The following is a 25,606-nucleotide window of genomic DNA, read 5'->3' as shown; positions in this document are numbered from 1 at the left end:
ATGAGTCTATCCTGCTTTAGGCCAGATAATTCATCAGCTCGTCTGCCAATGTTCTGTCGTTGCTAAGTCTGGGCACTTTGTTCTGACCACCCAGTTTACCTACAGACTTCATATAATCTATAAAACCCTGTTTCTTTACTGTCCTGATCTTTAACGGTTGCAGAATATTGCCGGTGAGCAGGTCGTCGTAATAAATATTCTTTTTACGGAGGTTGTCATCCACCCTTTTTGCAAAGGCGGTGATATCTGCAGGCGGATTTTCGAACTCCACAAACCATTCATGGTAAGGCAGTTCGCCGGCAGCAGGACTTACCATAGGTGCTACGGTAAACTCCGCGATTTGTAAATTATCTTCTTTCGCTGCGGTCATCAGGCTGTATTCTACTTCTTCCCCAATCACGTGTTCACCAAAGGCAGAGATGAAATGTTTGATACGGCCGGTCACCAGCAGTCGGTAAGGATTTGTGGATACGAATTTCACAGTATCGCCAATGTTGTATCCCCACAGGCCCGCGTTGGTGCTGACTACGAGGGCATAGTTGACACCGACCTCCACATCTTTCAGGGAAAGACGGGTAGGATTTTCGTTGAAGATTTCATTGGCAGGTATGAATTCGTAGAAAATACCGGAGTTGGTATTGAGCAAAAGACCTTTGTGCTCCTGTGTATCCTGGAAGGCGAAGAACCCTTCGGATGCTGGGAAAGTCTCGATGGTATTGATGGGACGACCAATAGATGCCATGAGTTTTGCGCGATAGGGTTCAAAGTTCACCCCTCCATATACGAGTACATCGAGGTTTTTGAACAGTTCACCCACTGGCTTTCCACTACGCTCTATCACCCTGTCAAAGTACATCTGCATCCATGGTGGAATACCCGAGATGAGGGTCATATCCTGATTGATGGTTTCATCTACTATTTTATCCAGCTTGGTTTCCCAATCTTCGATACAGTTAGTTTCGTAAGTGGGCAGCTGATTGGTACGCAGGTAGCGGGGTACGTGGTGGTTCACGATGCCACTGAGGCGGCCATAGGGAATACCACCCACCCTTTCCAGCACGGGAGAACCGGAGAGGAAGATGAGTTTACCATTGGCAAAGTCAGTGTGGCCGGTTTCTGCCATGTAGTTGAGCAGGGCATTCCTGGCTGTATCAATATGATTAGAGATAGATTCCTTGGTGATCGGAATATACTTTACCCCGCTGGTGGTACCAGATGTCTTGGCAAGATAGATGGGCAAGCCTTTCCAGAGGATGTTCTGTTTGCCTTCTTTAATTTTATTAATATAAGGCTTAAACTGTTCATAGTCTCTGATAGGTACTGCCTGTCTGAAATCATTATAGGAATGGATATTGTCAAAGTGGTGGTCTTTTCCAAATTCGGTCTTCCTGCCTGTTTTAATCAACTCCTCCAGGATAGCTTCCTGGTCTTCTACCGCCCTCTGCATCTCCTTCCTGATCCTGTTGGCTACAATGGAAGCAAATGGTTTGGCAAGCAGTGATTTAAGCTTCATGCCCATTATTTTAGAATATGAGAAAGGACAAATGTATAAAATAAAAATTGTTATAAAAGGAATGGAATGAACTGCCTGCAGGCAGTTTTTTTACTGATGACCATTCTGTTTGAATAATGGCAAGATCAGCTGTGAATGTGGCTTTTAAGGTAATGCTATGCATAGTGGATCGTGGAACTTACATATAATAACAAACTATATTAAAATAAACTACGTATCTTTGAAAATATATAGTATTCTCCTTTAAAACGTATGCCTTGACCGCAAACGCATTTTAAATATGGAGAAAACTTTGTCAATTTAAAAACAAATCCTACTTTTGCAGGAAATTATTTTTGGATCACTATGTTTGCAGTTGTAAAAATCGCAGGTCAGCAATTCAAAGTACAAAAAGACCAAGAAATCTTTGTACAACAGTTGCAGGGAAATATTGGAGATAAAGTGCAGTTCTCTGAAGTGTTGTTAATAGATAATGGCGGCGCGCTGACCGTTGGTACTGATGTAAAATCAGTAGTTAAAGCAGAAATCCTGAGTCACGTTCAGGGAGATAAGGTTATTGCTTTCAAAATGAAACGCAGAAAAGGTTTCAGAAAGAAAGTAGGGCACCGTACTCACTTTACGAAGATCCGTATTTCAGAAATTGCTTAATTAATTAAAGTTTTAAACTTACATAGAAATGGCACATAAAAAAGGTGAAGGTAGTGTAAAGAATGGCCGTGACTCTCAAAGCAAAAGGCTGGGAGTAAAAATATTTGGTGGTCAACCTGCTGTATCTGGCAACATCATCGTTCGTCAGCGCGGTACCGTTTATCATCCAGGTGCTAACGTAGGAATTGGTAGAGATTTTACCATTTTTGCGGTAGCTGATGGTGTTGTTGAGTTCAGAAAAGGACGCGAGAACAGAACCATCGTTTCTGTAAAATCATTTGACACCACTGCCCAGGCATAAGTCTGGCGCAGTGTTTGCCATAAAGTTTTTTTTAATACCCAATTTTAATTACTAACCCAAAATTCAAAAAACAATGGCAACAATTAAAAAAGCGGCTAAAAAAGCTGCTCCTAAAAAGGCTGCTGCTAAGAAAGCAACCGCTAAGAAAGCCGCTCCTAAAAAAGCTGCTGCTAAGAAAGCAACTGCTAAGAAAGCTGCTCCTAAGAAGGCTGCTGCTAAGAAAGCTGCTCCTAAAAAAGCTGCTGCTAAGAAAGCCGCTCCTAAAAAAGCTGCTGCTAAGAAAGCCGCTCCTAAAAAAGCTGCTGCTAAGAAAGCTGCTCCTAAAAAGGCTGCTGCTAAGAAAGCTGCTCCTAAAAAGGCTGCTGCTAAGAAAGCTGCTCCTAAGAAGGCTGCTGCTAAGAAAGCCGCTCCTAAGAAGGCTGCTGCTAAGAAAGCTGCTCCTAAGAAGAAGGCTGCTGCTAAGAAGAAAGTGGTTGCTCCAGTGGCACCACAGACCGATGCTCCTTCAACTGAAGCATAATTACGATTTTACACACTGTGAAATAAAGGTTCTGGTGAATAACCAGGACCTTTCGTGTTTTTATGGGGTTGAGACTGGCCTGCAACAGCAAGAAAGAGGGCTTGATTTTCAATGGCTGAAATTGCCTAACAAAGGTTTAAAAAAGGCAATAAATCCTTCCCTAAAAAGCCGAAATTCGCAGTTCAAATCAAATTATGCCGGATAACAGCACTATCGCAGACAACTTCTCGTTGCTGTCCAAACTCATGGACATCCACGGTGAAAACAGCTTCAAAGCCAAGTCGTTCGCCAATGCAGCATTCACTGTAGAAAAGCTCACCACTTCCCTACAAGACATGCCCAGCGGGGAGATCGCCAAAATCAAAGGATTCGGCGAATCCATCAGCAAAAGCATCCAGGAAATGCTGCAAACAGAACAATGGAGCCTGCTCGATAGCTATATCGAAAAAACTCCCGCCGGCATTCTTGAAATGATGAAAATCAAAGGCCTGGGGCCTAAAAAAATCGCTTCTATCTGGAAAGACCTGGAAGTAGAATCCCTCGGAGAACTACTCTATGCCTGTAATGAAAACCGCCTCACACTCCTGAAAGGTTTCGGCCAGAAAACACAGGACAGCGTAAAACAAAGCATCGAATTTTATTTCAGTAACCGCGACCGGTATCTCTTTGCCGAAGTAGAAACCCTCGCAAATGAACTGGAAAAAGAAATACAAATACTGTTTGCACCAGCCGCTGCTGCCCTCACCGGACAGATAAGAAGACAGGAAATCATCATCGATGAAATAGAACTGGTGATAGACGCTTCACCTGCTCTTATCCAGGAGAAATTAACTTCTCTCACCTTCATAGAAGAAACACCTAACTCCCTGCTGTTTCAGCACGCACAAAAGGTCAAAGTGAGGATCTATCCATCTGCCATCGACGATTTTGGTAAATCTCTCTTCCTCACCACCGCCACTCCCGCTTTCATTGAAAGCTTCTTTGCAGCTGGCGGCGCTGCCGGCCTTACCCCCGGCGCCACGGAAGAACAAATCTTTGCCCAGGCAAACATGCCCTACCTCCCGCCCTGCCTCCGCAACGACGGCAGTATGCTGGCAGTACAGCAACTCCCCGACCTGATCACCCCACAAGACATCAAAGGCATCATCCACTCTCACAGTACCTGGAGCGATGGTCAATATTCCCTGGAAGAAATGGCCCTCGCCGCCAAAGCACAGGGCTTTGAATACCTGGTGATCAGCGATCACTCCCGCTCTGCATTTTATGCAAACGGACTTAGTATTGAGCGCATTGCTGAACAACATGGACAGATCGATGCACTCAATCAACAACTCGCACCTTTCCGCATTTTCAAGAGCATAGAAGCAGATATTCTCAACGATGGCAGCCTCGATTATCCAGACGAAATTCTGGCTTCGTTCGACCTCGTGATCGCTTCCGTTCACTCCAATCTCAAAATGAGTGAAGAGAAAGCCATGAGCAGACTGCTGAAAGCAATTGAAAATCCATATACCACCATCCTGGGCCACATGACCGGACGACTCCTGCTGAGCCGTAACGGTTATCCTGTAGATCACCGCCGCATCATCGACGCCTGTGCCGAACACAATGTAGTCATTGAACTGAATGCACATCCCCGCCGGCTGGACATCGACTGGGAATGGATTCCTTATGCCCGTGAAAAAGGCGTACTACTATCCATCGACCCCGATGCCCACAGCATAGCAGGTTACAAAGACGTTTACTACGGTACCTTAGCCGCCCGTAAAGGTGGTCTGACTGCCGCTGGCAACCTGAGTAGCTATTCAAAAGAAGCTTTAGAAAAATATATCCACAACAGGAAAAAATAAGGATAATGAAACTGATCTATATCTATGATCCCATCTGTGGATGGTGTTACGGCTTTACGCCTGTGATCCAGCAGATACAGGAGCAATTTAAAGGAGAGATGTCGGTAGAAATACTGTCTGGCGGCATGTTATTGAATGCCAACCGCCGCCCTGCCTCCGCCATGTACAACTACATCAAAGAAGCACACAAACAGGTGGAAGCTACCACCGGCATTACTTTTGGCGAGCCATTCCTAAACGAATACCTGCGCTCAGACGATATTATGGATTCTGAAAAACCAAGCATTGCACTGACCGTATTCAAGCAATACCAGCCGGAAAATGCGGTAAACTTTGCACACGATATGCAGGTAGCGCTTAACTTTGAAGGCAAGAGCCTCAATGATACTGACACCTACATACCCATACTGGAGAAATACAATATTCCGGTACAGGCCTTCCTGAACAACATGAAGGAAGATGATAATAAATACGCTACCAATCAGGAGTTTAATATCGTACAGCAATGGGGCATTACCGGCTTCCCTGCTGCCATTCTTGAAAAAGACGAACAGTTATACCTGATAGCACGTGGCTTTACGCCCAAAGAACGACTCCTACAGGTGATTGAGGAGATAAAAAATAAATGATGTACCAGATCACACATGCTACCACGCAGGACATTTCCATTATACAGGAGCTGACCAATCTGATATGGCCAGCTACCTATCTGTCTATCCTCACCCAGGAACAAATGGACTATATGATAGCCATGATGTATAATACGGAAGAACTGACCAGGCAACTCACTTCGGATCATACCTTTCTCCTGCTGTGGGACGGAGACCGCGCCATTGGCTTTGCAGGCTATAGCCCGAAAGAAGAGCCTGGTGTGTACAAGCTGAACAAGATATACCTGCACCCTGACTACCAGGGAAAAGGGGCCGGCAAATTCCTGCTCAATACCGTCATTGATGCAGTAAAAGCAACTGGTGCTCACCTGCTGGAACTAAATGTAAACAAGTATAACAAAGCCCGTTCATTCTATGAGAAAATCGGGTTTGAAGTCTACGAAGAGAAAGATATCGACATTGGCAATGGCTATTGGATGAATGATTTCATCATGAGGAAAGCGCTATAAAAAAATCCAGCCTGGTAAAAATACCAGGCTGTTTCCCAAGTTAACCATTAAAAGACACAACTTTTCTAATTAAAATCTTTGGGCGTTTTCCAGCTTAAATACAGCTGGCTTTTCACCGCATGAAAATACATACGATAAATGTTTAAACATGGATTTGCTTTGGATTTATTTTTTTTATTTTTCCCCCGTCTCCCATTAGCAATTATAAATCAATCAGATAGAAAAATAAAAGTCCCGCACCAAAGTGCGGGAACTGATGACCCCGTAGGGTATTTCGGTTAATAGACTAAAAAAGTCGGGGCAAAATCTCGTGATCGCTACTCCATCCAAATCTATAACTGATCATCAGCTCATGTGATACTGACTGTGCACCTTTGAGATTTGAATTTGTAGGTGTATCGTATGAATATCCCATTTCTAATTGTGGTGTCAATCTCACACCCACCATACCAGTCACTGTCTTTTCTGATCTCCAGGAAGCTCCCAGCCAGACCAGTTCTTTTAAGAGCACACTCGCATTGAAATCATAATTCAGGCCGGATCCCTTCACATCTCTCAGCAACAACGTAGGCTTGAATTTCAGATCATCGTTGATATCAAATACGTAGGCCGCCTGCATGTAGTAATGTGGTTTTGTCACAATCCTGTTTACACTTTTCCCGATATCAAAACTCTTGAACATGGGCGCACCTAAACCTAAGTAAAATTTCTCTGTAAATAATGCAAATCCGAAGCCAACATTTGTCTTCATGTAGCTCAGGTTGCTGGCAAAGGTAGGGTCTGTCGTAGTCAATGTACTGTTATTTTCTTTATACTGCGACATTCCTACTATCAGGCCCATAGCCAGTTGCAGCTCTTCAGTAAGGTGCACTTTCTGCGATGCAAAGATGTTTAAATCTGTACGGGTATCTACTGTGATGCTCTCCCTCATAGCAGAGAGCCCCAGGGTAGTTCCCCTTTCATTCAGCGGTGAATAAAATGAAAATGTAGCTGTTTTGGGGGCTCCGTCTACTCCCACCCATTGATTACGGCCATCTACAGTCAGTCTGGCTGATTCATCCAAACTTGCATAGGCAGGATTGATGACCAGGCCATTGAACATATACTGGGAATAGATAGGATCCTGTTGTGCCTTTGAAGGCAGATAGCACGCAAATAGGACCAACAGGGTAATTATTACTTTCTTCATATATACGGATTACAGGCAATAGAGGCATTTGCCTCCATTGCCTGGTTTTCTTATGATCTCTTTATGACAAGGAACCCGGTGTACTTGATCTTCTTACCCGAAACATCTGTTGCATGGATAATGAAGAAATAGGAACCATCCGGAACATCCTGATTTTTCGCACCTCCTGTATTCCCCTTACCGTTGAAATTGTTAGAACTGTTATTATAGCCTTTCGTTGTAAATACAGTACCACCCCAACGATTGAATACTGTTACTTCATTATCAGGATACAAATCAATATTTTCTATGTACATCACATCGTTACCCAATCCATCGCCGTTTGGAGACATTGCAGGATGTACACGCAGATTACCGTTGTTGTTGTCCTGCCATCTGCCATCGGTGATGAAACGCTCTACATAGTCAGGTACACCATCACCATCTGAATCACAATCCATACAGATCTTAATCAGACCTGTAGCTGTGCTCAGTGAATCGAGGGTAGGCACATTCTGCGTAGAAGATACTGTGGCCCTGAGCAAACGCATACCAAACATTTTGTTCTTTTCCACACTGTTTACCAATACAGGAATTGATGTAGAATTGGTATTCGGCATGATGAGCAGTGGTGTTACTGATGCATCGTAATCCTTGCCCGCAACTGCCACATCCGTACCACTCAGCAGTTCACTACTTCCTGGTTCGTAGAATTCATAGTAGATAGTGATGATACGGGAGCTGGCGCGATTCATTGATAACTCGAACGGCAGCGGTATACCTGTTGTATCAAATGGTACTACGACGGAGAACTGGCTCTGACTGAATAATATTCTCAATGAGTCATTGTCAGTTACTGAGTTCTTCACTTCACTTGCCAGTCCTACATAATAAGCAGGACCACTGCTCAGCGGATCGTATGCCTGAATGCTTGCCTGTACCCATCCATCATCATCATTCAGATCATTGTCGTCTACTACTACTGTGAAGGAAGTTTCCTGTGAACCTGCCGGCAGGGTTACCACCACTTTGTTACCAGATGTGGTGCCACCATGGATAGTAGTAGTTCTGTATACATCGCATGTTACAGCTACTGTGATAGGCAGGTCGAGGGCAATGGACTTCGTGGTTCTTAAGAAGAATTTCACAGAGTCACCTTCCACGATAGTGCTGGTAGATGCAAACAGGTTTACTGAAGGCGTATCTACGTTATTATTATAAATGTTGACTGTTGAGATAGAAGCACTGGTGCTCAGCGGCCAGGTTACCAGCGGAATATTGGATGTAACGCCGGTCAGCAACGCAGTCACTGTCTTGGTGCTACCAGCAGTGAGCAAACCGGAAGGCACTACATCGAATGTCACCATGCTGGAACCTGCAGGGATAGTCACACTACCACTCAGTGCTTTGTAATCAGTGCCTGCTACTGCCGTACCTGATACGGAGTAAGTCACCTTTACGTCCTGTGTAGCTATCAGTGTGGAGTCATTGAACCTTATACGGAACTGGCCACTCGTGGATGGCTGGTAAGCATCGGCAATACGCTCTATCAACATTGTACGTGCTTCTGCCTGTGGACCTGTATCGCTACTTTCATCGTCAAACACGTTCATGTACATCGTAGATGTGCTTACATACAAGCTCTTTGTAGTACCACTCTGATTGGTTGTAGCACCTGTCAGGTTTACCTGGAGTACCAGGTTACCCTGCAGGATAATGTCGTCTACGATGTATACCGGCACTGTTGCATAAAGGCTGCCGGCAGGAATTGTTACTGTCGTTTGTACATCCTTGATGTTGGTACCAGCATAAGTGGCGGTCAATGTTACACTTACATCGGTAGTAGACACTGCAGGCATCACCACCTTGAATGCACCGTCTGTAGCTGGTTCTGCCGCATCGGTTACTTTCTCCAGCGTAATTGGCTGACCTTCCGCATCCAGTACATTGAGCGGTGCGATAGCCGCAAATGTGTACCCGGTTGCACTGTCTTTGAACTGTAATACAGTAGGACCTTCTATCTTATAATTGTTAGGTATGTTCAGGAAGAAGGTCACATGGTTACTGTCTTTCGGCAGTGTCACGAACCTTGGAAGACCCGTATAATTTGTTGTATCCGCAGTAGAAGATTCATCAGCCACTACGGTGATGATGATATCGCTGGCTGAAGTTACACTGCTGTTTGCAAATCCGATTGTTACTTTGGTAGTGTTGCCTTTGTGAATGCTGCTGGAATCGATGATCATCTGCAGTTGTGTGCTGGTGCTTACATCATCAATGTAGAGATCCAGGCTGTCTACGGTTACTGTGCTCATATCAGGTGTATTACCTAATATTCTCAGCAGTTCGGAACTTTCAATGATATTATCAGCTTTCGCAGTGATGACAAAGTCACCGTAACCAGATGTATCGATGGTTACAGTAGCTGGTACACCTGAGTAATCGCCGGCACCAGCTTCAGAGAGGTTGCTTGCTGTTACATTCAGGGTAACCGGTGTATATGGCTTGATACCCGCCGGGAAGCTGGCTCTTACAGTATAATTGCTACCTTCTGCCACATGACTGCCTTGTGATGCAGGTTCTGGCGTGAAGGTAATTTTCATATTTGCAGGATCATCAGCTGTTACATCTATCATGTTCAATGTCACTGAATCACTTGGATAACCTGCTGCTTCTACTAATACTACCAGTGTTTCATTGTCTCCAATTATATTGTCTGTCAGTGCTGATACCGGAACAGGAATGGTCACTGAATTGGTCGTCAGGGTTACTGTCTGTGGCAGTCCACCGTATCCGCTGGTAGCCTGTGAACTGTTGCCACGGCTCAGGGAGATGGTCAGCGGTGTTGCAGGCGTGTTGCCACCCGGCAAAGAGATGGTGATGTATGCTCCTATACCACCTTCTACAATATCTGTACGATCTGTAGTGATGACAAGGTTGCCTAAATCAGTTTTATCCTTGATGGTTACAGCAGTGGCCTGGTTAACGGTAACACCCGCAGTCAGTGCTGTTGAAGCGGTACCACCAAGAATCAGCTGCTCATCGCCTTCCAGTATATTATCCTGAACGATATTGATGGCAGTAACATTGGAAGTTGGATGACTGGCATCGAGTGTGATCGTAGTAGAATCCAGTGTAAAGTCAGCTGCATCCGCAGTAGAACCAGTTACGATCGTTGGTGTGATTGTAATCGGTACTTCGGTTGTGATACCTGCAGGCAGGCTAAATGTATAAGTGTATGCACTACCTTCTTCCATGGTGGTAGCACCTGGTGTGATAGAGACAATCCTGTTGGCCGCATTGTCACCGGTCGCATCCTGTATAGAGCCTGAGATGGAATTGATAGTCAGTCCTGAAATAGTAGAAGTGGCTGCATTGAAAGTAAATGCTTCCGTATTTTCCAGGATATTATCTGTCAGTGCGCTAAAGCCATTTGTCACCGTTTTGCTGTTGACATTTGGTGGCATATATATAATATTGCCAGCACTAATAAAATAATCAGATGGAGAAGCTACTGATGTACCATCAGGTGTCAGCACTATCGCCAGAGAATCACCAGCCATGATACCAGCCTTGGCAAACGCCAGGGTGAGGTTAGAACTATTTCCTTCTTTGAGAGAAGGGGTCGTCATGGTCAGGTTCAGCACTTTATTGCCGGAGATTAGTCCAGTTGTATCTTTAATAGTGATCAGGCAGGAATCTTTGATATAACCTGATGGGGAAGCGACTACATAATAAGTTTCGTCATTTTCCAGCAGACTGTCTTTCACCGCTTTTACAGTGAAAGTGGCACTTGATTTACTCTTTCCGATTGTGACTGTGCTAAGAGATAATGTTGCATCAGAAGCAATGGCTTTGGACGAAACACCTCTTGCAATAGGAATGCTCATGGCAGATCCTGCCTTGAGACCATTTGGCAGGGTCACGGTCACCGTACTCGTCGCACCTTCCAGCAATGTAGCGGGAGAAGGTGTCATAATCAGTGCCATGCTGGAATCGTAATCAGCATCCTTAATTTTAAGCGTATCGCCCTTATAAGGATAAGAACGACCTGCACCCACATTATCTACAGAAGTAACATCTAATATCAGGTACTCTGGTGTAGGACCTTCCAGTAAACCATCGGTATAAGCGATAATATAAATGTTTGCACCTGTACCCAGTTTCGGAATGGTTACCGGACCATTATAATACCAGAAGTCAAAGTCGGTACCATCGGTGGCAGTTGACTTAGTACTATTAAGATCTACGTTGACGGTGATGGGTACTTCCGTACTTACGCCGTCTGGGAGCTGGAATCGTACATAGCCTTCATAACCTTCCGTCATCGGATTGATGGATGATGGATTTACCAGGCTGGAAACGATCTTCGCATATGCAGGGTTGAAGTAGGTACTATCATTGATGGTCAGGCTTGTCTGGCCGGTGACATCGATACCCAATACTGTTCCCTTGAACTGCAATACCAGGGTTTCTGTATTTTCCAGCACCTTATCTGATTTGGCAGAGATGGTGAAATCAGGGCTGTAAATACTATTAGCAGGGATGGTTACAGAAGTAGGTACTACATAATCTGTATCACCTGCGGTAGAAGAAGTATGGGTAGAGAAAGTGACCACTACATCCTCAGGAGAAGTAGAAGTCATTTTCAACCTTGCCTTGGTAGAATTACCTTCCAGGATAGCCGTACTATCCATGGTGAGGGTCATACCGCGGGCCTCATCATCTACAATGGTGAAATCACACTGAGATGTACCGGAAATGGAGATCAGGTCCGTACAGGTGGCCGTCAGTTTGAGGCGGAGGGTACGGCTATATTCCAGCTTGTCATTGCCGATAATATGAAGGTTAGGGATCTTTACTGTTTTGGCAGTTGTATAGTCACCCGCGGGAATCAGCGCCCCCTGTTCTGCCAGCGTAAAGTCTGTACCTCTTGCTGCAGGATGTGCGTAACTATAAGTGGAGTCGTACTGCAATAAAACATAAACCGGGGCATTGAGTTTGCCGCCGGACACTTTTAAGGTTACGCTTGAATCTATGTGTTCACCCTGCGCTGCACTACCTTCATTGGTAGACAGGGTAGCACTCGAGAACTGTACCGACACATTGCCCCATCCCGTAACAGGAATGGAATCGACCATTGCTGCCACCGTATCGAACTCAGTCATGGTGGTACCATAACCGGATAATACACGGAAAGTTCTGTAGTTCACAGGAGTAGCTGTAAAGTTATTGTCGTAAATCGGCATGGTACGCATAATCCCCAGGGAACGACCACGACCATCCACGCCATCGGCAATTACATTGTGCGGATATAACCCGTCATCATCCAGGTAAAAGCGGTTTTCAGGAATAGATGCTTCCCAGGATTTGAACTTCTTGTACATGCGATACACATGGCTGCGGGGATATTCTGCCGTTTCAGAGCAGGCAGCATCCCTGTAGATACCGATGGTAGTAGTATCGCTATTGATAAATCCATATCCACATTTACTGGCTTCGTCCGGATCAGCTGTCGCATTAGGCCCCATTACTACCTGTTCAGACAGGTAAAACAGTACGCTGGTATAATCGTTCGTACTTACCTGCGGCATGTGCATGACATAGTCGAGGAAGAAGTAACTTGTATTTTTTACATAGGTAATAATACAGGTTACAGTACCCGTTTGTCCCGTTGGATACTTGTAATATGGATCGAGGATGGTACCTACCACATGAATTTTATAAGGATCGGCATAAGAACCGGAACCTGATATAGGAGAGATATAACAGGTACCAGGGGCCTTGGGGGTAGTTTCGTCTGCCATATGAGACAGGTTCTTAAAATCGAAAAAAGCCCTCATACCCAGAGAACTATCTGCCCGGTTATAGCTTTCGGTGAGCCCATTGCGGGTCACCACGATACTACCATCGGTATAGATATCGATCTTCAGGTCTTTAGAGCCGCTGGCACCCCCTGTAGGATTGATAGTAGCCTTTACAGTCTGCGCGATAACCTGACTCTGACTGCATAATAATAACACCACTACAGCAAAGAACATCCTTTTAAGTGTGGTCGACACTTTCCGGGGTGTGGTACTTGCATTCCTTTTCACAGATTTGGGAAGCTTGAACATAGTAAAGCGTGTAAAGTTCTATAATCCATCTAATTTCTTTAGTCAGCCATGTTTTAGCCATTAGAGAAATGGCTAAAGCCTTTACGAAAATGCAAAAAGGCCTGGTAATGAAAATGTTACCTGCAACAGTATTGTAGGAAGTGAGGGATTGGGACACGATGCTGATTCACGAAAGGCAATTATTCAATCATTCACTGTACATCACACTGCGCTATAAGATAATCATAATATATCGAAATACAAACATATTCAATATTCCATATTTAGACAAAATATTTTATATTAATTGTTAATATGTCAGTACCAATAATGGGGATAACTATCTTTTGTAGTTAAGTATCAGATTATTGTAAATTCACATATTTATCCACATTCTATTATTTTAAGAGGAAACCGGTAGTATTTTAACAGGGGAAGCAATCCGGCCTTAAAAATACGCTTGTTCTGTTTTTAACAATAAAAAAAGAACAAATGCATTGTTTTTACCCATAAAATAAATTTAGATTTGCAAAAAACTAGTAATAATGTCTACAATAGCTAAATCTAACATTGACTTTGCTCTTCCTTATAAAGTAAAGGATATGTCTCTGGCAGAATGGGGACGTAAAGAAATCGAGCTGGCGGAAGCTGAAATGCCAGGTCTGATGTCGCTGAGAGAAGAATATGGTAACAGCAAGCCACTGCAGGGTGCGCGTATTGCTGGTTGCTTACATATGACTATCCAGACTGCTGTGCTGATCGAAACCCTGGTACACCTGGGTGCGGAAGTTCGCTGGAGCTCCTGTAATATCTTTTCTACCCAGGATCACGCTGCTGCTGCTGTTGCTGCTGCAGGTGTACCTGTATTTGCATGGAAAGGTCTGAATGAACAGGAATTTGACTGGTGTATTGAGCAGACCCTGTTCTTCGGTAGTGCTGATCGCCCGCTGAACATGATCCTGGACGACGGTGGTGACCTGACAAACATGGTGTTTGACAAATACCCTGAACTGATCCAGCACGTGAAAGGTCTGAGTGAAGAAACAACTACTGGTGTACACCGCTTATACGAGCGTATGCAGAAAGGTACTTTGCCTATTCCTGCTATCAATATCAATGACTCTGTTACCAAATCTAAATTTGATAACAAGTATGGCTGCCGTGAATCCTGCGTAGACGCGATCCGTCGTGCTACAGACGTAATGATTGCCGGTAAAGTAGCTGTTGTAGCTGGTTTTGGCGACGTAGGTAAAGGTTCTGCAGAGTCTCTGAGAGGAGCCGGTGCACGTGTAATCGTTACTGAAATCGACCCTATCTGTGCGCTGCAGGCTGCTATGGAAGGTTATGAAGTGAAGAAAATGGCTGATGCTGTAAAAGAAGCTGATATCATCGTAACCACTACCGGTTGCCGCGACATTATCACTGCTGAACACTTCAAACTGATGAAGGATAAATGTATCGTTTCCAACATTGGTCACTTCGATATCGAAATCGACGTTGCATGGTTGAACAAGAACTATGGTAACACCAAAGTTGAAATCAAACCACAGGTAGATAAATACACGATCGATGGTAAAGACATCATCCTGCTGGCCGAAGGCCGCCTGGTAAACCTGGGTTGTGCTACCGGTCACCCATCTTTCGTGATGAGTAACTCCTTCACCAACCAGACCCTGGCTCAGCTGGAACTGTGGCTGCATACTGAAAAGTATGAGAACAAAGTATACGTGCTGCCTAAGCACCTGGATGAGAAAGTTGCCCGCCTGCACCTGAAGAAAATCGGTGTGGAACTGGACGTGCTCACTCCGGTACAGTCTGAATACCTGAACATTCCTGCAGAAGGTCCTTATAAGGCTGACTACTACAGATATTAATAAGCACTTACGTGCAAAAAGAAAAGGGGCTGCCGCTGGTAGCCCCTTTTTGTTTTTAGTGGCTTTACCGTTACTTTTGTCATATGACAAAGTTGAGCGTAAATATTAACAAGTTTGCTACCCTGCGCAATGCCAGAGGCGGTAACCTCCCGGATATTTTGAAAGTAGCGCAGGATTGCGAACGTTTTGGTGCCGATGGCATCACTGTTCACCCCAGACCAGATGAACGTCATATCCGTTATCAGGACGTATTAGACCTGAAGCCATTAGTCACTACAGAATTCAATATCGAGGGCTATCCTTCGAAAGAATTTATCGACCTGGTACTGTCTGTAAAACCAGAACAGGTTACACTGGTACCCGATCCGCCTAATGCTATTACTTCCAATACCGGATGGGATACTATTGCTAACCAGTCATTTCTGAAAGAGGTAATCAGTACATTCAAAGCCGCTGGTATCAGGGTGTCTATCTTCCTGAATGCGGAACCTGAAAAAGTAGAAGCAGCTAAAACTGCCGGTGCTGACAGAATTGAATTGTACACCGGTCCCTATGCAGAAGAATTTAACAATGCAAGAACACAACAACAGAACTTCCAACTCCTCAATGATTATAAAAATACTGCCCGTGCTGCTACTGCTATCGGGTTGGATATCAATGCAGGCCACGATTTAAACCTGGACAACCTGCGCTTCTTCAAGCTGCATATTCCGCAACTGAAAGAGGTATCCATCGGTCACGCATTGGTATGTGATGCGCTGTACCTGGGACTGGAAAATACTATTCAATTGTATAAGCGACAGCTGAAGGCCACGGAGTAATTAATAACTCCATTCCTTCAGGGGCAAATTTATTCCGAACTGGTTCAGCGCAGCACTGCGCTGATACCAGGCCCTCGCATAACGAAGTTGGATTTTTCTCGTCACCACTCCTACCCCTGCAGAAAATCCACTCAAACCCCTTAACCGGGGATCTGATAATTCCTGCCTGCGCAGATGATTGTACCCCGCTGTCAGCGTCACATAGTGCCCTATTTCCCAATGTGCTGCCAGTACAAAATGCCTGAATATTTTATCTACGGCCTGTCCACTTGTTTTTACCGTATCGCCGTTGGTGATTAAACTGCTTTCCTGGAACCCGGGATCTGCATATCGCACGTCGTATTGATAAATGTGATGGAGCGTGGCGGACAATTGCAATGGCAACTGGTTCAGCTTTTTTGAAATCCCAACCTGTAAATCGAATGGTAAAGGCTCCTGGTTGCCGGGTGTATAAGTACTCAGCTGTAAGCCCATGTTCTTTGCCAGCAAACCTGCCTGCCAATGGTGAGCAGTATCTTCGTAAGTGAGCCCAAAGTGCAATACAAGACCCGTAGAATTGTACTGCTGGTAGCGGGATTGCACGAATTGTAAAGTAGCCCCATAATGCCATTTTTCTAAATACTGGCGGGAGGCTGTCACCTGGATCGCCATATCGCGGGGGCGAAAAGAACCCTGAATGCTGCCGGTGGCATCCGTTTGTGTAACTGAGCCGTAGTCAATATATTGAATACCACCCCCAAAAGTGGTCCCCAACTTTTCAGCATAATAGCCAAATAAAACATTAGCATACAGCACATCCGCAAAATAACTGGTATAATTGAGTTGCAGATTTGAATGCATATCCGGGCGTAACAATGCCGGGTTCAGTGAAGAAAGCGCAATATCATTTCCCTGCTGGCTCACATTGACGCTGCCAAGGGCAGTTTGTGCCGGAGATACGGGAAGATCTAAGAAGGCAAATGTGGTTTTCCCTCCCAGTACCTGGGCAATAGCGGATTGGGTAAGGAGGAGGAATAGGAATATAAGTCGGTACATTTAGACAAATATACAAAAACAATAAGGCCATCCTGCCGGGGAGCAGCATGGCCTTACTTTAAAACCCTTAAAACAATCAACATATATCCATTCGGTCCCAACTGTGAAAAGGGCCGGAATAGACTTGTTACTTCTTTAATAACGCTATATCGATCACTTGGTTCATTTCTTTTACAAAATGGAACTTTACCCCTTTGATATAATCGGGATTAATTTCCTTGATATCTTTCTCATTCTGCCAACAAAGGATAATTTCCTTAATCCCCGCCCTTTTGGCAGCCAGAATTTTTTCCTTGATACCTCCTACCGGCAATACCTGTCCCCTCAGGGTAATTTCGCCCGTCATAGCCAGGTAAGATTTCACCTTTCTGCCTGTGAATGCCGAAGTTAAAGCCGTAAGCATGGTGATACCAGCACTTGGACCATCCTTTGGTACAGCGCCTTCAGGTACGTGAATGTGTACATTCTTTTCCCTGAACAGCTTTGAATTGATATTGAACTGGTGTGCATTGGCCTGCAAATAGCTTAGTGCCGTGCTGGCAGATTCCTTCATCACATTGCCCAGGTTACCGGTCAGCTGCAGGTCGCCCTTGCCTTCACTAAGGCTGCTTTCGATAAAGAGGATATCTCCACCTACATAGGTCCAGGCCAGACCAACGGCCACACCCGGAGGATTACCTACCTTGTAGATTTCGTTGGAATAACGGGCCTTGCCCAGAATTTCTTCCACATGTTCTTCGGTCAGACTATCTGGTAGCTCTTCTTCCAGTGCTACATCCTTGGCCAGGGAGCGCATGATAGACGCTATTTGCCTGTCCAGTTCACGCACACCGCTTTCGCGGGTATAGTCCTGGATAATTCTGTCCAGCACACCGTTGCTGATCCTCATTTTCAGCTGCTTGAGGCCATGGGCTTCTTTCTGCTTGGGAATCAGGTGGCGCTTGGCGATTTCCACTTTTTCTTCGACGGAGTAACCACTCAGGTCAATGATTTCCAGGCGGTCACGCAGCGCAGGACTAATAGCGTTAATATCGTTGGCTGTAGCGATGAACAGGACCTTGCTCAGGTCATATTCCAGCTCCAGGTAGTTATCGTAAAAGGTGCCGTTCTGCTCAGGGTCCAGTACTTCCAGCATAGCTGAACTTGGATCGCCCCGGTGATCGTTGCCAATTTTATCAATTTCGTCCAGGATCATTACCGGGTTGGAGGTTTTCACCTTGCGAATGCTCTGCAGGATGCGGCCAGGCATAGCCCCGATATATGTTTTACGGTGACCACGAATCTCACTTTCATCGTGCAGACCACCCAGGCTAAGACGTACATATTTACGGCCAATGGCGCTGGCAATGGAACGCCCCAGGGAGGTTTTACCGATACCCGGAGGGCCTACAAAGCAGAGGATGGGAGACTTCATGTCACCTTTCAGCTTCAAAACGGCCAGGTATTCAACAATGCGCTCTTTGATCTTGTCCATACCATAATGGTCATTGTCCAATATCTTTTTCGCCTTTTTCAGGTCGTAGCTATCTTCGGTATATTCCTGCCATGGCAGGTCCAGCATCAGGTCCAGGTGATTATACACCACTGAGTAGTCAGGGGTGCTGGGGTGCATACGCTCCAGTTTTTCAATCCCCTTGCGGAAAAGTTCTCCGGCAGCTTCTGTCCACTTTTTCTTCTCTGCTTTGCGCTGGAGGTCCTTTACCTCACGGTCGTTGCTGTCGCCTCCCAGTTCTTCCTTGATGGATTTGAGCTGTTGCTGCAGGAAATATTCACGTTGCTGTTTGTCAAGATCCGCCTTGGTCTTGTTGGTGATCTTATTTTTCAGCTCTGCCAGCTGCAATTCTACCTGCAACAGTTTGAGCAGGAGTTCGGCACGGGTGCGCAGGTTGTTGATTTCCAGCAGTTGCTGCTTTTCTTTCAGTTCGCTGTTCAGATTAGACGAGACGAAGTGCACCAGGAAAGATTCATTTTCAATATTCTTGAGAATGATGCTGGCTTCTGACGGCAGATTTGGGGACAATTGAATGATTTGTCCTGCCAGGTCCTTGATGGTAGAAATGTATGCGTCAAACTCAGGATCGTCTTTTACAATCTCATCGTTCAATATATCGATCCGTGCTTTGAAGTAGGGATCTTCAGCAACGATCTCGTTGATTTTAAATCTCTTGCGCCCCTGAATGATGATGGTAGTACCGCCATCGGGCATTTTAATCAGTTTTACGATACGGGCTACCGTACCCACCTCTGCCAGATCGGCAATGATAGGGTCTTCCACAGTGCTATCCTTTTGTGCGACTACCCCAATGAGTTTATCGCCGCGATAGGCATCGTTTACAGCCTTAATGGATTTATCTCTGCCAACCGTGATGGGCAATACCACACCAGGGAAAAGTACCGTATTTCTCAAAGGTAAGAGTGCCAGCTCATCGGGTATATTATCCTCTTCCTGCCCCTCCCCTTCTTCATTCAGAGGGATGATTGGCATGAATTCCATTTCCTCTTCCGAATTCGTTAAGTAAAATCTATTCATCTCCGTAATTTAATTCAAAAAGTAGCCAATTTGTCAGCCAGTGGCTCTTCTTTTCGCCTTTTTTCTAAGCATAGGTATATTGTCAAGATTAATGCCACGAAAAAGGAAAAGGGTATTCTATTATTAATATACGTAATACCCTTTCAGTTAAGTTTAAAATAAAAACTCGCTTTTACCTGTGGCAAAAGCGAGTTTCTTATTTTAAGAATTATGATTACAATGTCACACCAACACCCAGCTGAATCGCCTGGTTTTTCCAGTTACCGGAATTTGTCACATCACTTACATTCTTCACATCTGTGAAGCCTAAAATATAACGGGCGCTGATATTCACAATTGGCAGTTGAATCCACAAACCAGCCACGCCAGAAATGTCGCCACCATTGAAGGCATCATTTGCGCCTTTGAATACATTCTTGTCAGATACCAGTGCACTAAACTGAGGACCCACCTGCAGTTTGATACGAGGGCTACCCAGAGAGAAGTTTGCCAGGATCGGAATGCTCAGGTAGTTCAGGCTAATCTTTTTATTGTTGTTTTCCGGATCATTCAGGTTATCAGGGTTATATACTTCACTGAAGTCGCTGGTTGTCTTGGTTTTGGTAGAAGAGAAGATCAATTCACCCTGTACGCCGAAACCCTTAGTCAGGTTCACCTGTGCGAAACCACCCAGGTGGTAGCCAAGGTTGAAACCATCCTTGTAACCTTTACCATCCAGTTTTCCCAGGTTGGCACCGCCTTTCAGACCAAAGCGTAAGAATTTGGTTTGGGCATTAACAGCAGTAGAAGAGAATGCAGTCACACACAGTACTGCCGCGGCGAAAAACAGTTTTTTCATATAGCGTTTTTTAATCAACAAGGTTTTTAAGTAAACGGATAAATGGTTTTTCTATTATATGACGAGCCCCACAGAAAATACCCCTACGCTAACATAGCGATGTGAGCAAATTCTATGCTACAATTCTTATCGTATGAAAATGTGAAGGAAATAAGAAGCCTATTTTTTTAATGTATAGGCAATACGAGCAGTGAAGTAGCTTACAATCTTCTTATCCTCGCCCTGGAATGGTTGGAATACGGTGAAGGACGGTGCGAATGTAACTTTTCCAAGAATATAGGAGGCACTTACTGTCAGATCCAATGCCCGCACTTCAAATCCCGTGTGTTTCGAACGTGTCGTTTCAGGATGAAATATTTCATGTGGCTCATCTCCTTTCATCCATGGTGAACGGGAGATATATTGGAATGCACGTAAGTTGCTGTAATACCGGGCGGTACCCGTGGTCAGACCCACCGAAGGTGTCAAGAGAAGGGCATCCTCCTTTTTCAGTACATCTACAAAAATAAAAGGATGGCGCACGGCTGCCACGATGTTAAAGTCGTTGCCAGACAGGTTGTGGGTGGGTGCAGGTTCGCCATTTGGTCCTTTAGGGCCGATCACCTCTTCACAACTGCCCCAACCGAAATCTACACTGATACCGGGTTGTACCCACCAGTCGCGGTAATAGAAGTAAGCGAACAACTCATTATTAATAGGAGTAGCCGGAACATCGGCAGAATCGGCGAAGATATACCTGGTATAGGATATGCCAGTCATAAAATGCTTGCTCTTGGAATAATCGTACCCTGCAGAAAAATCCCATTCAAACCATGGCGTACCAATTGAGTTGAACAGATAGTAATTGCTGGCAGTACCATAAATTCCACTTTTATGATAATATCCAATTGTAGGAGACAGGAAGGTCTTCATAACCACCGGCCGTTCTCCATTATTCACTTTACTACCGTAAGCAGGGTTGTTACCATATCCTACCCCTACTATCAATTCACTCTTCTCCCGCTTCTTCAGCAAGGAGTCAAGTTGTTTTTCCAGTTCGGCAAGGGACTGGCTCCATACAGCCTGACTACAAAACAGAAATAAGAAAATACAAAAGCAGCGGCGCATGCACGAAGCGTTTAACTAGCTGCAAGATAAGCGAAATAAATTAACAATACTGTTTAGACGAGCTCAATGACGGTTATTTCGGGCAAGATACCTACCCTGCCAGGATACCCGAGAAAGCCAAAACCACGGTTTACATACAGGCGCTGATTCCCTTCCTTGTACAATCCTGCCCACTCTTTAAAGACGAAACGGGAAGGACTCCATTTGAATCCGGGAATTTCGACGCCGAATTGCATTCCATGGGTATGTCCCGCCAGCATCAGATCAATATCGGGGTACTCTGTTCTGACCTGTGCATCCCAATGGGAGGGGTCGTGTGACATTAATATTTTAAAGGGCAGGTGTTCAGCGCCTTCATAAGCTTTCTTCATGTCGCCGTATTTGGGAAAACGGGCCATGGCACTCCAGTTCTCAATACCCAGTAAACCAATTTGTTGTCCCTCTTTTTCCAGCACCACGTGTTCATTCATCATCAGGCGCCACCCCATATCGGCATGTACCTGTTTCACGGCTTCGAGGTTTTGCATACGCAGGTGACTAAACCCGCTGGCATCTTTGTCAGGCCATGCGTGATAATCGCCATAGTCGTGGTTACCCAATGTGGAGTATACGCCCATAGGGGCTTTGATCTGGCTGAACAGGGATTTATACTGGTCCATTTCCTCCGCCAGTTCATTCACCAGGTCACCGGTAAACAATACGATATCAGCCTTTTGTGCATTGATCATTTCCACCCCCTTGCGAACGGCGTCATAATTATCAAAGCTACCGGAGTGGATATCAGAGAGTTGTAATATTTTCAGCCCTTTAAAGGCTGGTGGCAGGTTTTTGAAGGTGAGCTTCATCTGCCTCACCTTATAACTATATTTATTGGAGAGACCATATATAAAGGTGGCGAACATGCCCCCGCCAGTGATCAATGCCAGCTGGGTGAGGAAACGGGAGCGGGAAATACCCCGCACAGTCACGTCTGTGGCAGCCGGTGTGGAAAACCGCTGAATAATCCAGGTGACTCCCCTGCGCAGGTCATCTAACAACAGGAATACGGCAACCAGCAATTTGGCAAACACGACGGCAAAGATGATCGTAAGTACATAACCCCTGGCGTGCCTGGACCAATCCTGCCAGTGAACGTATGGCAAGAGTACCACCAGGAGTATAATCAATGCCGAAATGACCCAGTAAGTGCTGAAAGCAATGGTCTTTACACGGGCAGCTGCGCCGTAAAAGACGGCCCTGATGGCCATAAATACATATAAATCAAGTAAAAATAGTAGTCCGGCTAGTATGAATGTGTTTAGTCCTGCGCGCATCTGCTTATCTTATCTTATTATAATTAGTCTTACAAAAATAGTGCGACCCTTGCTAAAAATAGGTAGACGAATGAGCGTGGAACATATTGCATGGAACATTACTTTTTTTCTATTTCATTTAACATTCCGCAATAAATAATTGGTTTTTAATTAATTAACAATAAAAAATAAGCAATTCTGTGAATAAATAAATATACCCCCTCTGCTGAATTTTCTTTAATCGTTGTACTTTTGTCGAACTTGGGTAATTTATAGGCATAATGGTCGATGAATAGTACAGTGGCATTGAATTTGCGGACTGGTGTATTCTAATTTATTGATTGTTAATGCATAAAGACACTTAGAAAGATATGAAGCTTACATATTACGGCCATTCCTGTTTTGCAGTAGAGATTAAGGGGAAAAAGATCGTTTTTGATCCGTTTATCACATACAATGAGTTAGCGAAGTCTATTGATGTCAATACACTGGAAGCTGACTATATATTTATGTCTCATGGTCATGAAGACCATATTGCCGACCTGGTTCCTTTGGCAAAACGCACACAGGCAACTGTGGTAGCCGTACCCGAAGTTTTGGGCTGGGCAAAGGGACAGGGAGTGGAAAAAGGTCACCCTATGAACATAGGTGGTAAGTGGAACTTTGACTTTGGTACCGTAAAGTGTGTAGTTGCTACCCATACCAGCTCTATGCCCGACGGATCGTATGGCGGTAACCCTGTAGGCTACGTGTTCACCACAGCAGAAGGTAATTTCTATTTTTCAGGCGATACCGGTTTGACCATGGATATGCAACTGATTCCCCGCTGGGCGAAATTAGATTTTGCAGTGTTACCCGTTGGGGATAACTTCACTATGGGAGCAGCAGATGCGATCGTAGCTGCAGAATTCATTGATTGTAAAAGGATTGTTGGTATTCACTACGATACATTCGGTTATATTAAGATAGATCACGAGAAGACGAAACAACAGTTTGCACAGGCAGGTTTGGAATTGCTTTTACCCGCAATAGGAACTACTATCGATTTATAAGAATAAATATATATTACATCCATGGTGAAACGACTATTGTCTTATAAGCCATGGCCTATTTATTATCCTATAGTAAACCTAAGAAATACCTAATCAACAATGGCAAGAGTAATTGCAATCGCGAATCAAAAAGGTGGGGTAGGAAAAACTACCAGCGCTATTAACCTGGCAAGCAGCCTGGCAGTGCTGGAGTACAAAACACTGCTGGTGGATGCCGACCCCCAGGCCAATAGCACCACCGGTTTGGGCTTTGACCTCCGCAACATACAGCAGAGTTTATACGACTGTATGGTAAACGATGTTCAGGCCAAGGACGTGACGCTGGAATCGGATACTCCGAACCTGAAAGTACTCCCCTCCCATATTGATCTGGTAGGTGCTGAACTGGAGCTCATCAACCACCCGAACAGGGAGCAGGTGATGAAGCAGGTAATAGATGGTGTGCGGGATGAATATGACTTTGTAATAGTAGACTGCTCTCCCTCCCTGGGTCTGATCACCGTGAATGCCCTGGTGGCATCTGACTCTGTGATCATTCCAGTACAGTGTGAGTTTTTCGCACTGGAAGGTCTGGGCAAGTTATTGAATACCATAAAAATTGTTCAGAGCCGCCTGAATACCAGCCTGGCTATCGAAGGTATCCTCATGACCATGTATGATGGCCGCCTCCGCCTGAGCAACCAGGTCGTGGACGAAGTGAAACAACATTTTGAAGAAAGCGTGTTCAATACAATTATTCACCGCAATACCAAACTGGGCGAAGCCCCTAGTTTCGGTAAATCTGTGATCATGTACGACGCGGCAAGTACAGGTGCTATCAATTACCTGAACCTTGCCAAGGAAATACTGCAAAAGAATAATTTCACACGTATTAACCTTGAAGATAAAATATTAGCAATCAACAATGAGCAATCAGAGTAAGGGCACTCCTAATAAGAAAGAGGCGCTGGGTAAAGGTATCCGCTCGCTGCTGGCAAACATTGATACTGACCTGAAGCAAACTTCCAACGCTCTCAATGCGCAGGTGGTAACACAGGCCACTGGTATTGAGCGTCTTCCGCTGGACCAGATTGACATCAATCCCAAACAGCCGCGCCGGGACTTCGATGAGAAGGCTTTGCAGGAACTGAGTATGTCCATTTCTTTGCACGACGTAATCCAGCCGATTACCGTGTCAAAACTGGGGCCCAAAAAATACCAGCTGATAGCAGGTGAACGCCGATTGCGCGCAAGCCGGATGGCGGGCCTGAAAGACATTCCTGCCTACATCCGCCAGGCAAACGATCAGGAACTGCTGGAACTGGCCCTGCTGGAGAACTTACAGCGGGAAAATCTGAATGCCATTGAAATTGGCCTGAGCTACAAACGCCTCATGGACGAGGTGATGCTCACCCAGGAACAGGTGGCTGACCGTATGGGCAAAGAAAGAAGTACGGTAACCAACTATATCCGCCTACTCAAACTGCCACCTGACATCCAGGTAGCCGTGAGAAACGGACAAATCAGTATGGGGCATGCCCGTGCCCTGATCGCCGTTGAAAATGTGGAAAAACAACTCTTCATCTTCAATGAGATCATGCAAAACGGCCTTTCTGTACGCCAGACCGAAGAACTGGTGCGGAAAACTACCCATATTGATAAAGGAAATGTAAAAAAACCAGCTAAAAGCACATTACCTCCTCCTTATCAGAAAATAGAAGATAACCTGGCCAGCCACTTTGCTACAAAAGTGAAACTGGATAGAAACAAGAACGGTAAAGGAAGCGTAACGATCGAGTTCTACTCTGACGAAGAACTGGATAGTATATTAGAAAAAATAGACTTATACGGTGGCTAAAAAGT

At 45.0% G+C, this 25,606-nt stretch carries 19 protein-coding genes; 11 read left to right on the top strand and 8 right to left on the bottom strand.

The window, feature by feature from the left end; translation table 11 throughout:
- Positions 1-16: 16 nt before the first annotated feature.
- A complete protein-coding gene (locus tag ABDW16_RS02735) occupies positions 17-1,513 on the bottom strand; it encodes a GH3 auxin-responsive promoter family protein (protein ID WP_343667582.1) in 1,497 nt (498 codons plus the stop codon).
- A gap of 345 nt (positions 1,514-1,858) precedes the next feature.
- Here ABDW16_RS02735 and rplU point away from each other — a divergent pair, with 345 nt between their 5' ends.
- The 6 genes from rplU (at position 1,859) to ABDW16_RS02705 (ending at position 5,952) form a co-directional block, all read left to right on the top strand.
- On the top strand, positions 1,859-2,161 hold the full coding sequence (gene rplU, locus ABDW16_RS02730) for a 50S ribosomal protein L21 (RefSeq protein ID WP_072359712.1): 303 nt from the start codon (positions 1,859-1,861) through the stop codon (positions 2,159-2,161).
- A 28-nt stretch (positions 2,162-2,189) separates the two neighbouring features.
- Positions 2,190-2,462, top strand: a complete 273-nt coding sequence (rpmA, locus tag ABDW16_RS02725) for a 50S ribosomal protein L27 (RefSeq protein ID WP_116851816.1) — start codon at positions 2,190-2,192, stop codon at positions 2,460-2,462.
- 73 nt (positions 2,463-2,535) lie between these two features.
- Positions 2,536-2,982, top strand: coding sequence for a histone H1-like repetitive region-containing protein (locus ABDW16_RS02720; RefSeq protein ID WP_343667581.1), 447 nt, complete (start codon positions 2,536-2,538; stop codon positions 2,980-2,982).
- Positions 2,983-3,176: 194 nt separating this feature from the next.
- Entirely contained in the window at positions 3,177-4,832 is a 1,656-nt protein-coding gene (locus ABDW16_RS02715; RefSeq protein ID WP_343667580.1) for a helix-hairpin-helix domain-containing protein, read from the top strand.
- 5 nt (positions 4,833-4,837) lie between these two features.
- On the top strand, positions 4,838-5,461 hold the full coding sequence (locus ABDW16_RS02710) for a DsbA family protein (RefSeq protein ID WP_343667579.1): 624 nt from the start codon (positions 4,838-4,840) through the stop codon (positions 5,459-5,461).
- Positions 5,458-5,952: a GNAT family N-acetyltransferase gene (locus ABDW16_RS02705; protein ID WP_343667578.1), complete on the top strand. Its 495-nt coding sequence runs from the start codon at positions 5,458-5,460 to the stop codon at positions 5,950-5,952. Before ABDW16_RS02710 ends, ABDW16_RS02705 begins: the two co-directional genes overlap by 4 nt.
- Positions 5,953-6,238: 286 nt before the next feature.
- Here the strand turns inward: ABDW16_RS02705 and ABDW16_RS02700 are convergent, their stop codons facing one another.
- On the bottom strand, positions 6,239-7,141 hold the full coding sequence (locus ABDW16_RS02700) for a type IX secretion system membrane protein PorP/SprF (RefSeq protein ID WP_343667577.1): 903 nt from the start codon (positions 7,139-7,141) through the stop codon (positions 6,239-6,241).
- Between the two features lie 50 nt (positions 7,142-7,191).
- The gene (locus tag ABDW16_RS02695) at positions 7,192-13,236 is read right to left on the bottom strand and encodes a Calx-beta domain-containing protein (RefSeq protein WP_343667576.1); all 6,045 of its coding nucleotides are present in this window, start codon (positions 13,234-13,236) and stop codon (positions 7,192-7,194) included.
- Positions 13,237-13,760: 524 nt separating this feature from the next.
- Here ABDW16_RS02695 and ahcY point away from each other — a divergent pair.
- Positions 13,761-15,089, top strand: a complete 1,329-nt coding sequence (gene ahcY / locus ABDW16_RS02690) for an adenosylhomocysteinase (protein ID WP_343667575.1) — start codon at positions 13,761-13,763, stop codon at positions 15,087-15,089.
- Positions 15,090-15,172: 83 nt separating this feature from the next.
- A complete protein-coding gene (locus tag ABDW16_RS02685) occupies positions 15,173-15,910 on the top strand; it encodes a pyridoxine 5'-phosphate synthase (protein ID WP_343667574.1) in 738 nt (245 codons plus the stop codon).
- Here ABDW16_RS02685 and porQ read toward each other — a convergent pair whose 3' ends face one another.
- From porQ to ABDW16_RS02660, 5 genes are all read right to left on the bottom strand, one after another.
- Positions 15,911-16,945, bottom strand: a complete 1,035-nt coding sequence (gene porQ / locus ABDW16_RS02680; protein WP_343667573.1) for a type IX secretion system protein PorQ — start codon at positions 16,943-16,945, stop codon at positions 15,911-15,913.
- Between the two features lie 127 nt (positions 16,946-17,072).
- Positions 17,073-19,475 carry an endopeptidase La gene (gene lon, locus ABDW16_RS02675; RefSeq protein WP_343667572.1) on the bottom strand — a complete coding sequence of 801 codons (2,403 nt, stop codon included), beginning with the start codon at positions 19,473-19,475 and terminating at the stop codon, positions 17,073-17,075.
- 214 nt (positions 19,476-19,689) lie between these two features.
- Positions 19,690-20,313, bottom strand: a complete 624-nt coding sequence (locus ABDW16_RS02670; RefSeq protein WP_343667571.1) for a porin family protein — start codon at positions 20,311-20,313, stop codon at positions 19,690-19,692.
- Between the two features lie 159 nt (positions 20,314-20,472).
- Complete coding sequence (locus ABDW16_RS02665; protein WP_343667570.1) at positions 20,473-21,420, bottom strand: hypothetical protein; 948 nt, start codon at positions 21,418-21,420, stop codon at positions 20,473-20,475.
- A 53-nt stretch (positions 21,421-21,473) separates the two neighbouring features.
- Complete coding sequence (locus ABDW16_RS02660) at positions 21,474-22,733, bottom strand: metallophosphoesterase (RefSeq protein ID WP_343667569.1); 1,260 nt, start codon at positions 22,731-22,733, stop codon at positions 21,474-21,476.
- A 350-nt stretch (positions 22,734-23,083) separates the two neighbouring features.
- On the opposite strand from ABDW16_RS02660, the gene ABDW16_RS02655 reads away from it, so the two are divergent.
- From ABDW16_RS02655 to ABDW16_RS02645, 3 genes are all read left to right on the top strand, one after another.
- On the top strand, positions 23,084-23,764 hold the full coding sequence (locus ABDW16_RS02655) for a metal-dependent hydrolase (protein WP_343667568.1): 681 nt from the start codon (positions 23,084-23,086) through the stop codon (positions 23,762-23,764).
- 99 nt (positions 23,765-23,863) lie between these two features.
- Complete coding sequence (locus tag ABDW16_RS02650) at positions 23,864-24,685, top strand: AAA family ATPase (protein ID WP_343667567.1); 822 nt, start codon at positions 23,864-23,866, stop codon at positions 24,683-24,685.
- A complete protein-coding gene (locus ABDW16_RS02645; protein ID WP_343667566.1) occupies positions 24,669-25,601 on the top strand; it encodes a ParB/RepB/Spo0J family partition protein in 933 nt (310 codons plus the stop codon). The genes ABDW16_RS02650 and ABDW16_RS02645 overlap by 17 nt, the downstream gene beginning before the upstream one ends.
- Positions 25,602-25,606 lie beyond the last annotated feature (5 nt).

The organism is Chitinophaga sp. (assembly GCF_039596135.1).
Lineage (GTDB): Bacteria > Bacteroidota > Bacteroidia > Chitinophagales > Chitinophagaceae > Chitinophaga.
This window is presented reverse-complemented; position numbering and strand designations above follow the sequence as displayed.

Bases quoted from the DNA above. Each gene is read 5' to 3' on its own strand.
- ABDW16_RS02695 (WP_343667576.1), bottom strand. From the start codon at position 13,236: ATGTTCAAGCTTCCCAAATCTGTGAAAAGGAATGCAAGTACCACACCC.
- ABDW16_RS02660 (WP_343667569.1), bottom strand. From the start codon at position 22,733: ATGCGCGCAGGACTAAACACATTCATACTAGCCGGACTACTATTTTTA.
- rplU (WP_072359712.1), top strand. From the start codon at position 1,859: ATGTTTGCAGTTGTAAAAATCGCAGGTCAGCAATTCAAAGTACAAAAA.
- lon (WP_343667572.1), bottom strand. From the start codon at position 19,475: ATGAATAGATTTTACTTAACGAATTCGGAAGAGGAAATGGAATTCATG.
- ABDW16_RS02650 (WP_343667567.1), top strand. From the start codon at position 23,864: ATGGCAAGAGTAATTGCAATCGCGAATCAAAAAGGTGGGGTAGGAAAA.
- ABDW16_RS02715 (WP_343667580.1), top strand. From the start codon at position 3,177: ATGCCGGATAACAGCACTATCGCAGACAACTTCTCGTTGCTGTCCAAA.
- ABDW16_RS02655 (WP_343667568.1), top strand. From the start codon at position 23,084: ATGAAGCTTACATATTACGGCCATTCCTGTTTTGCAGTAGAGATTAAG.
- ABDW16_RS02700 (WP_343667577.1), bottom strand. From the start codon at position 7,141: ATGAAGAAAGTAATAATTACCCTGTTGGTCCTATTTGCGTGCTATCTG.
- ABDW16_RS02710 (WP_343667579.1), top strand. From the start codon at position 4,838: ATGAAACTGATCTATATCTATGATCCCATCTGTGGATGGTGTTACGGC.
- ABDW16_RS02720 (WP_343667581.1), top strand. From the start codon at position 2,536: ATGGCAACAATTAAAAAAGCGGCTAAAAAAGCTGCTCCTAAAAAGGCT.
- ABDW16_RS02670 (WP_343667571.1), bottom strand. From the start codon at position 20,313: ATGAAAAAACTGTTTTTCGCCGCGGCAGTACTGTGTGTGACTGCATTC.
- ABDW16_RS02735 (WP_343667582.1), bottom strand. From the start codon at position 1,513: ATGAAGCTTAAATCACTGCTTGCCAAACCATTTGCTTCCATTGTAGCC.
- ABDW16_RS02685 (WP_343667574.1), top strand. From the start codon at position 15,173: ATGACAAAGTTGAGCGTAAATATTAACAAGTTTGCTACCCTGCGCAAT.
- rpmA (WP_116851816.1), top strand. From the start codon at position 2,190: ATGGCACATAAAAAAGGTGAAGGTAGTGTAAAGAATGGCCGTGACTCT.
- ABDW16_RS02705 (WP_343667578.1), top strand. From the start codon at position 5,458: ATGATGTACCAGATCACACATGCTACCACGCAGGACATTTCCATTATA.
- ABDW16_RS02665 (WP_343667570.1), bottom strand. From the start codon at position 21,420: ATGCGCCGCTGCTTTTGTATTTTCTTATTTCTGTTTTGTAGTCAGGCT.
- ABDW16_RS02645 (WP_343667566.1), top strand. From the start codon at position 24,669: ATGAGCAATCAGAGTAAGGGCACTCCTAATAAGAAAGAGGCGCTGGGT.
- porQ (WP_343667573.1), bottom strand. From the start codon at position 16,945: ATGTACCGACTTATATTCCTATTCCTCCTCCTTACCCAATCCGCTATT.
- ahcY (WP_343667575.1), top strand. From the start codon at position 13,761: ATGTCTACAATAGCTAAATCTAACATTGACTTTGCTCTTCCTTATAAA.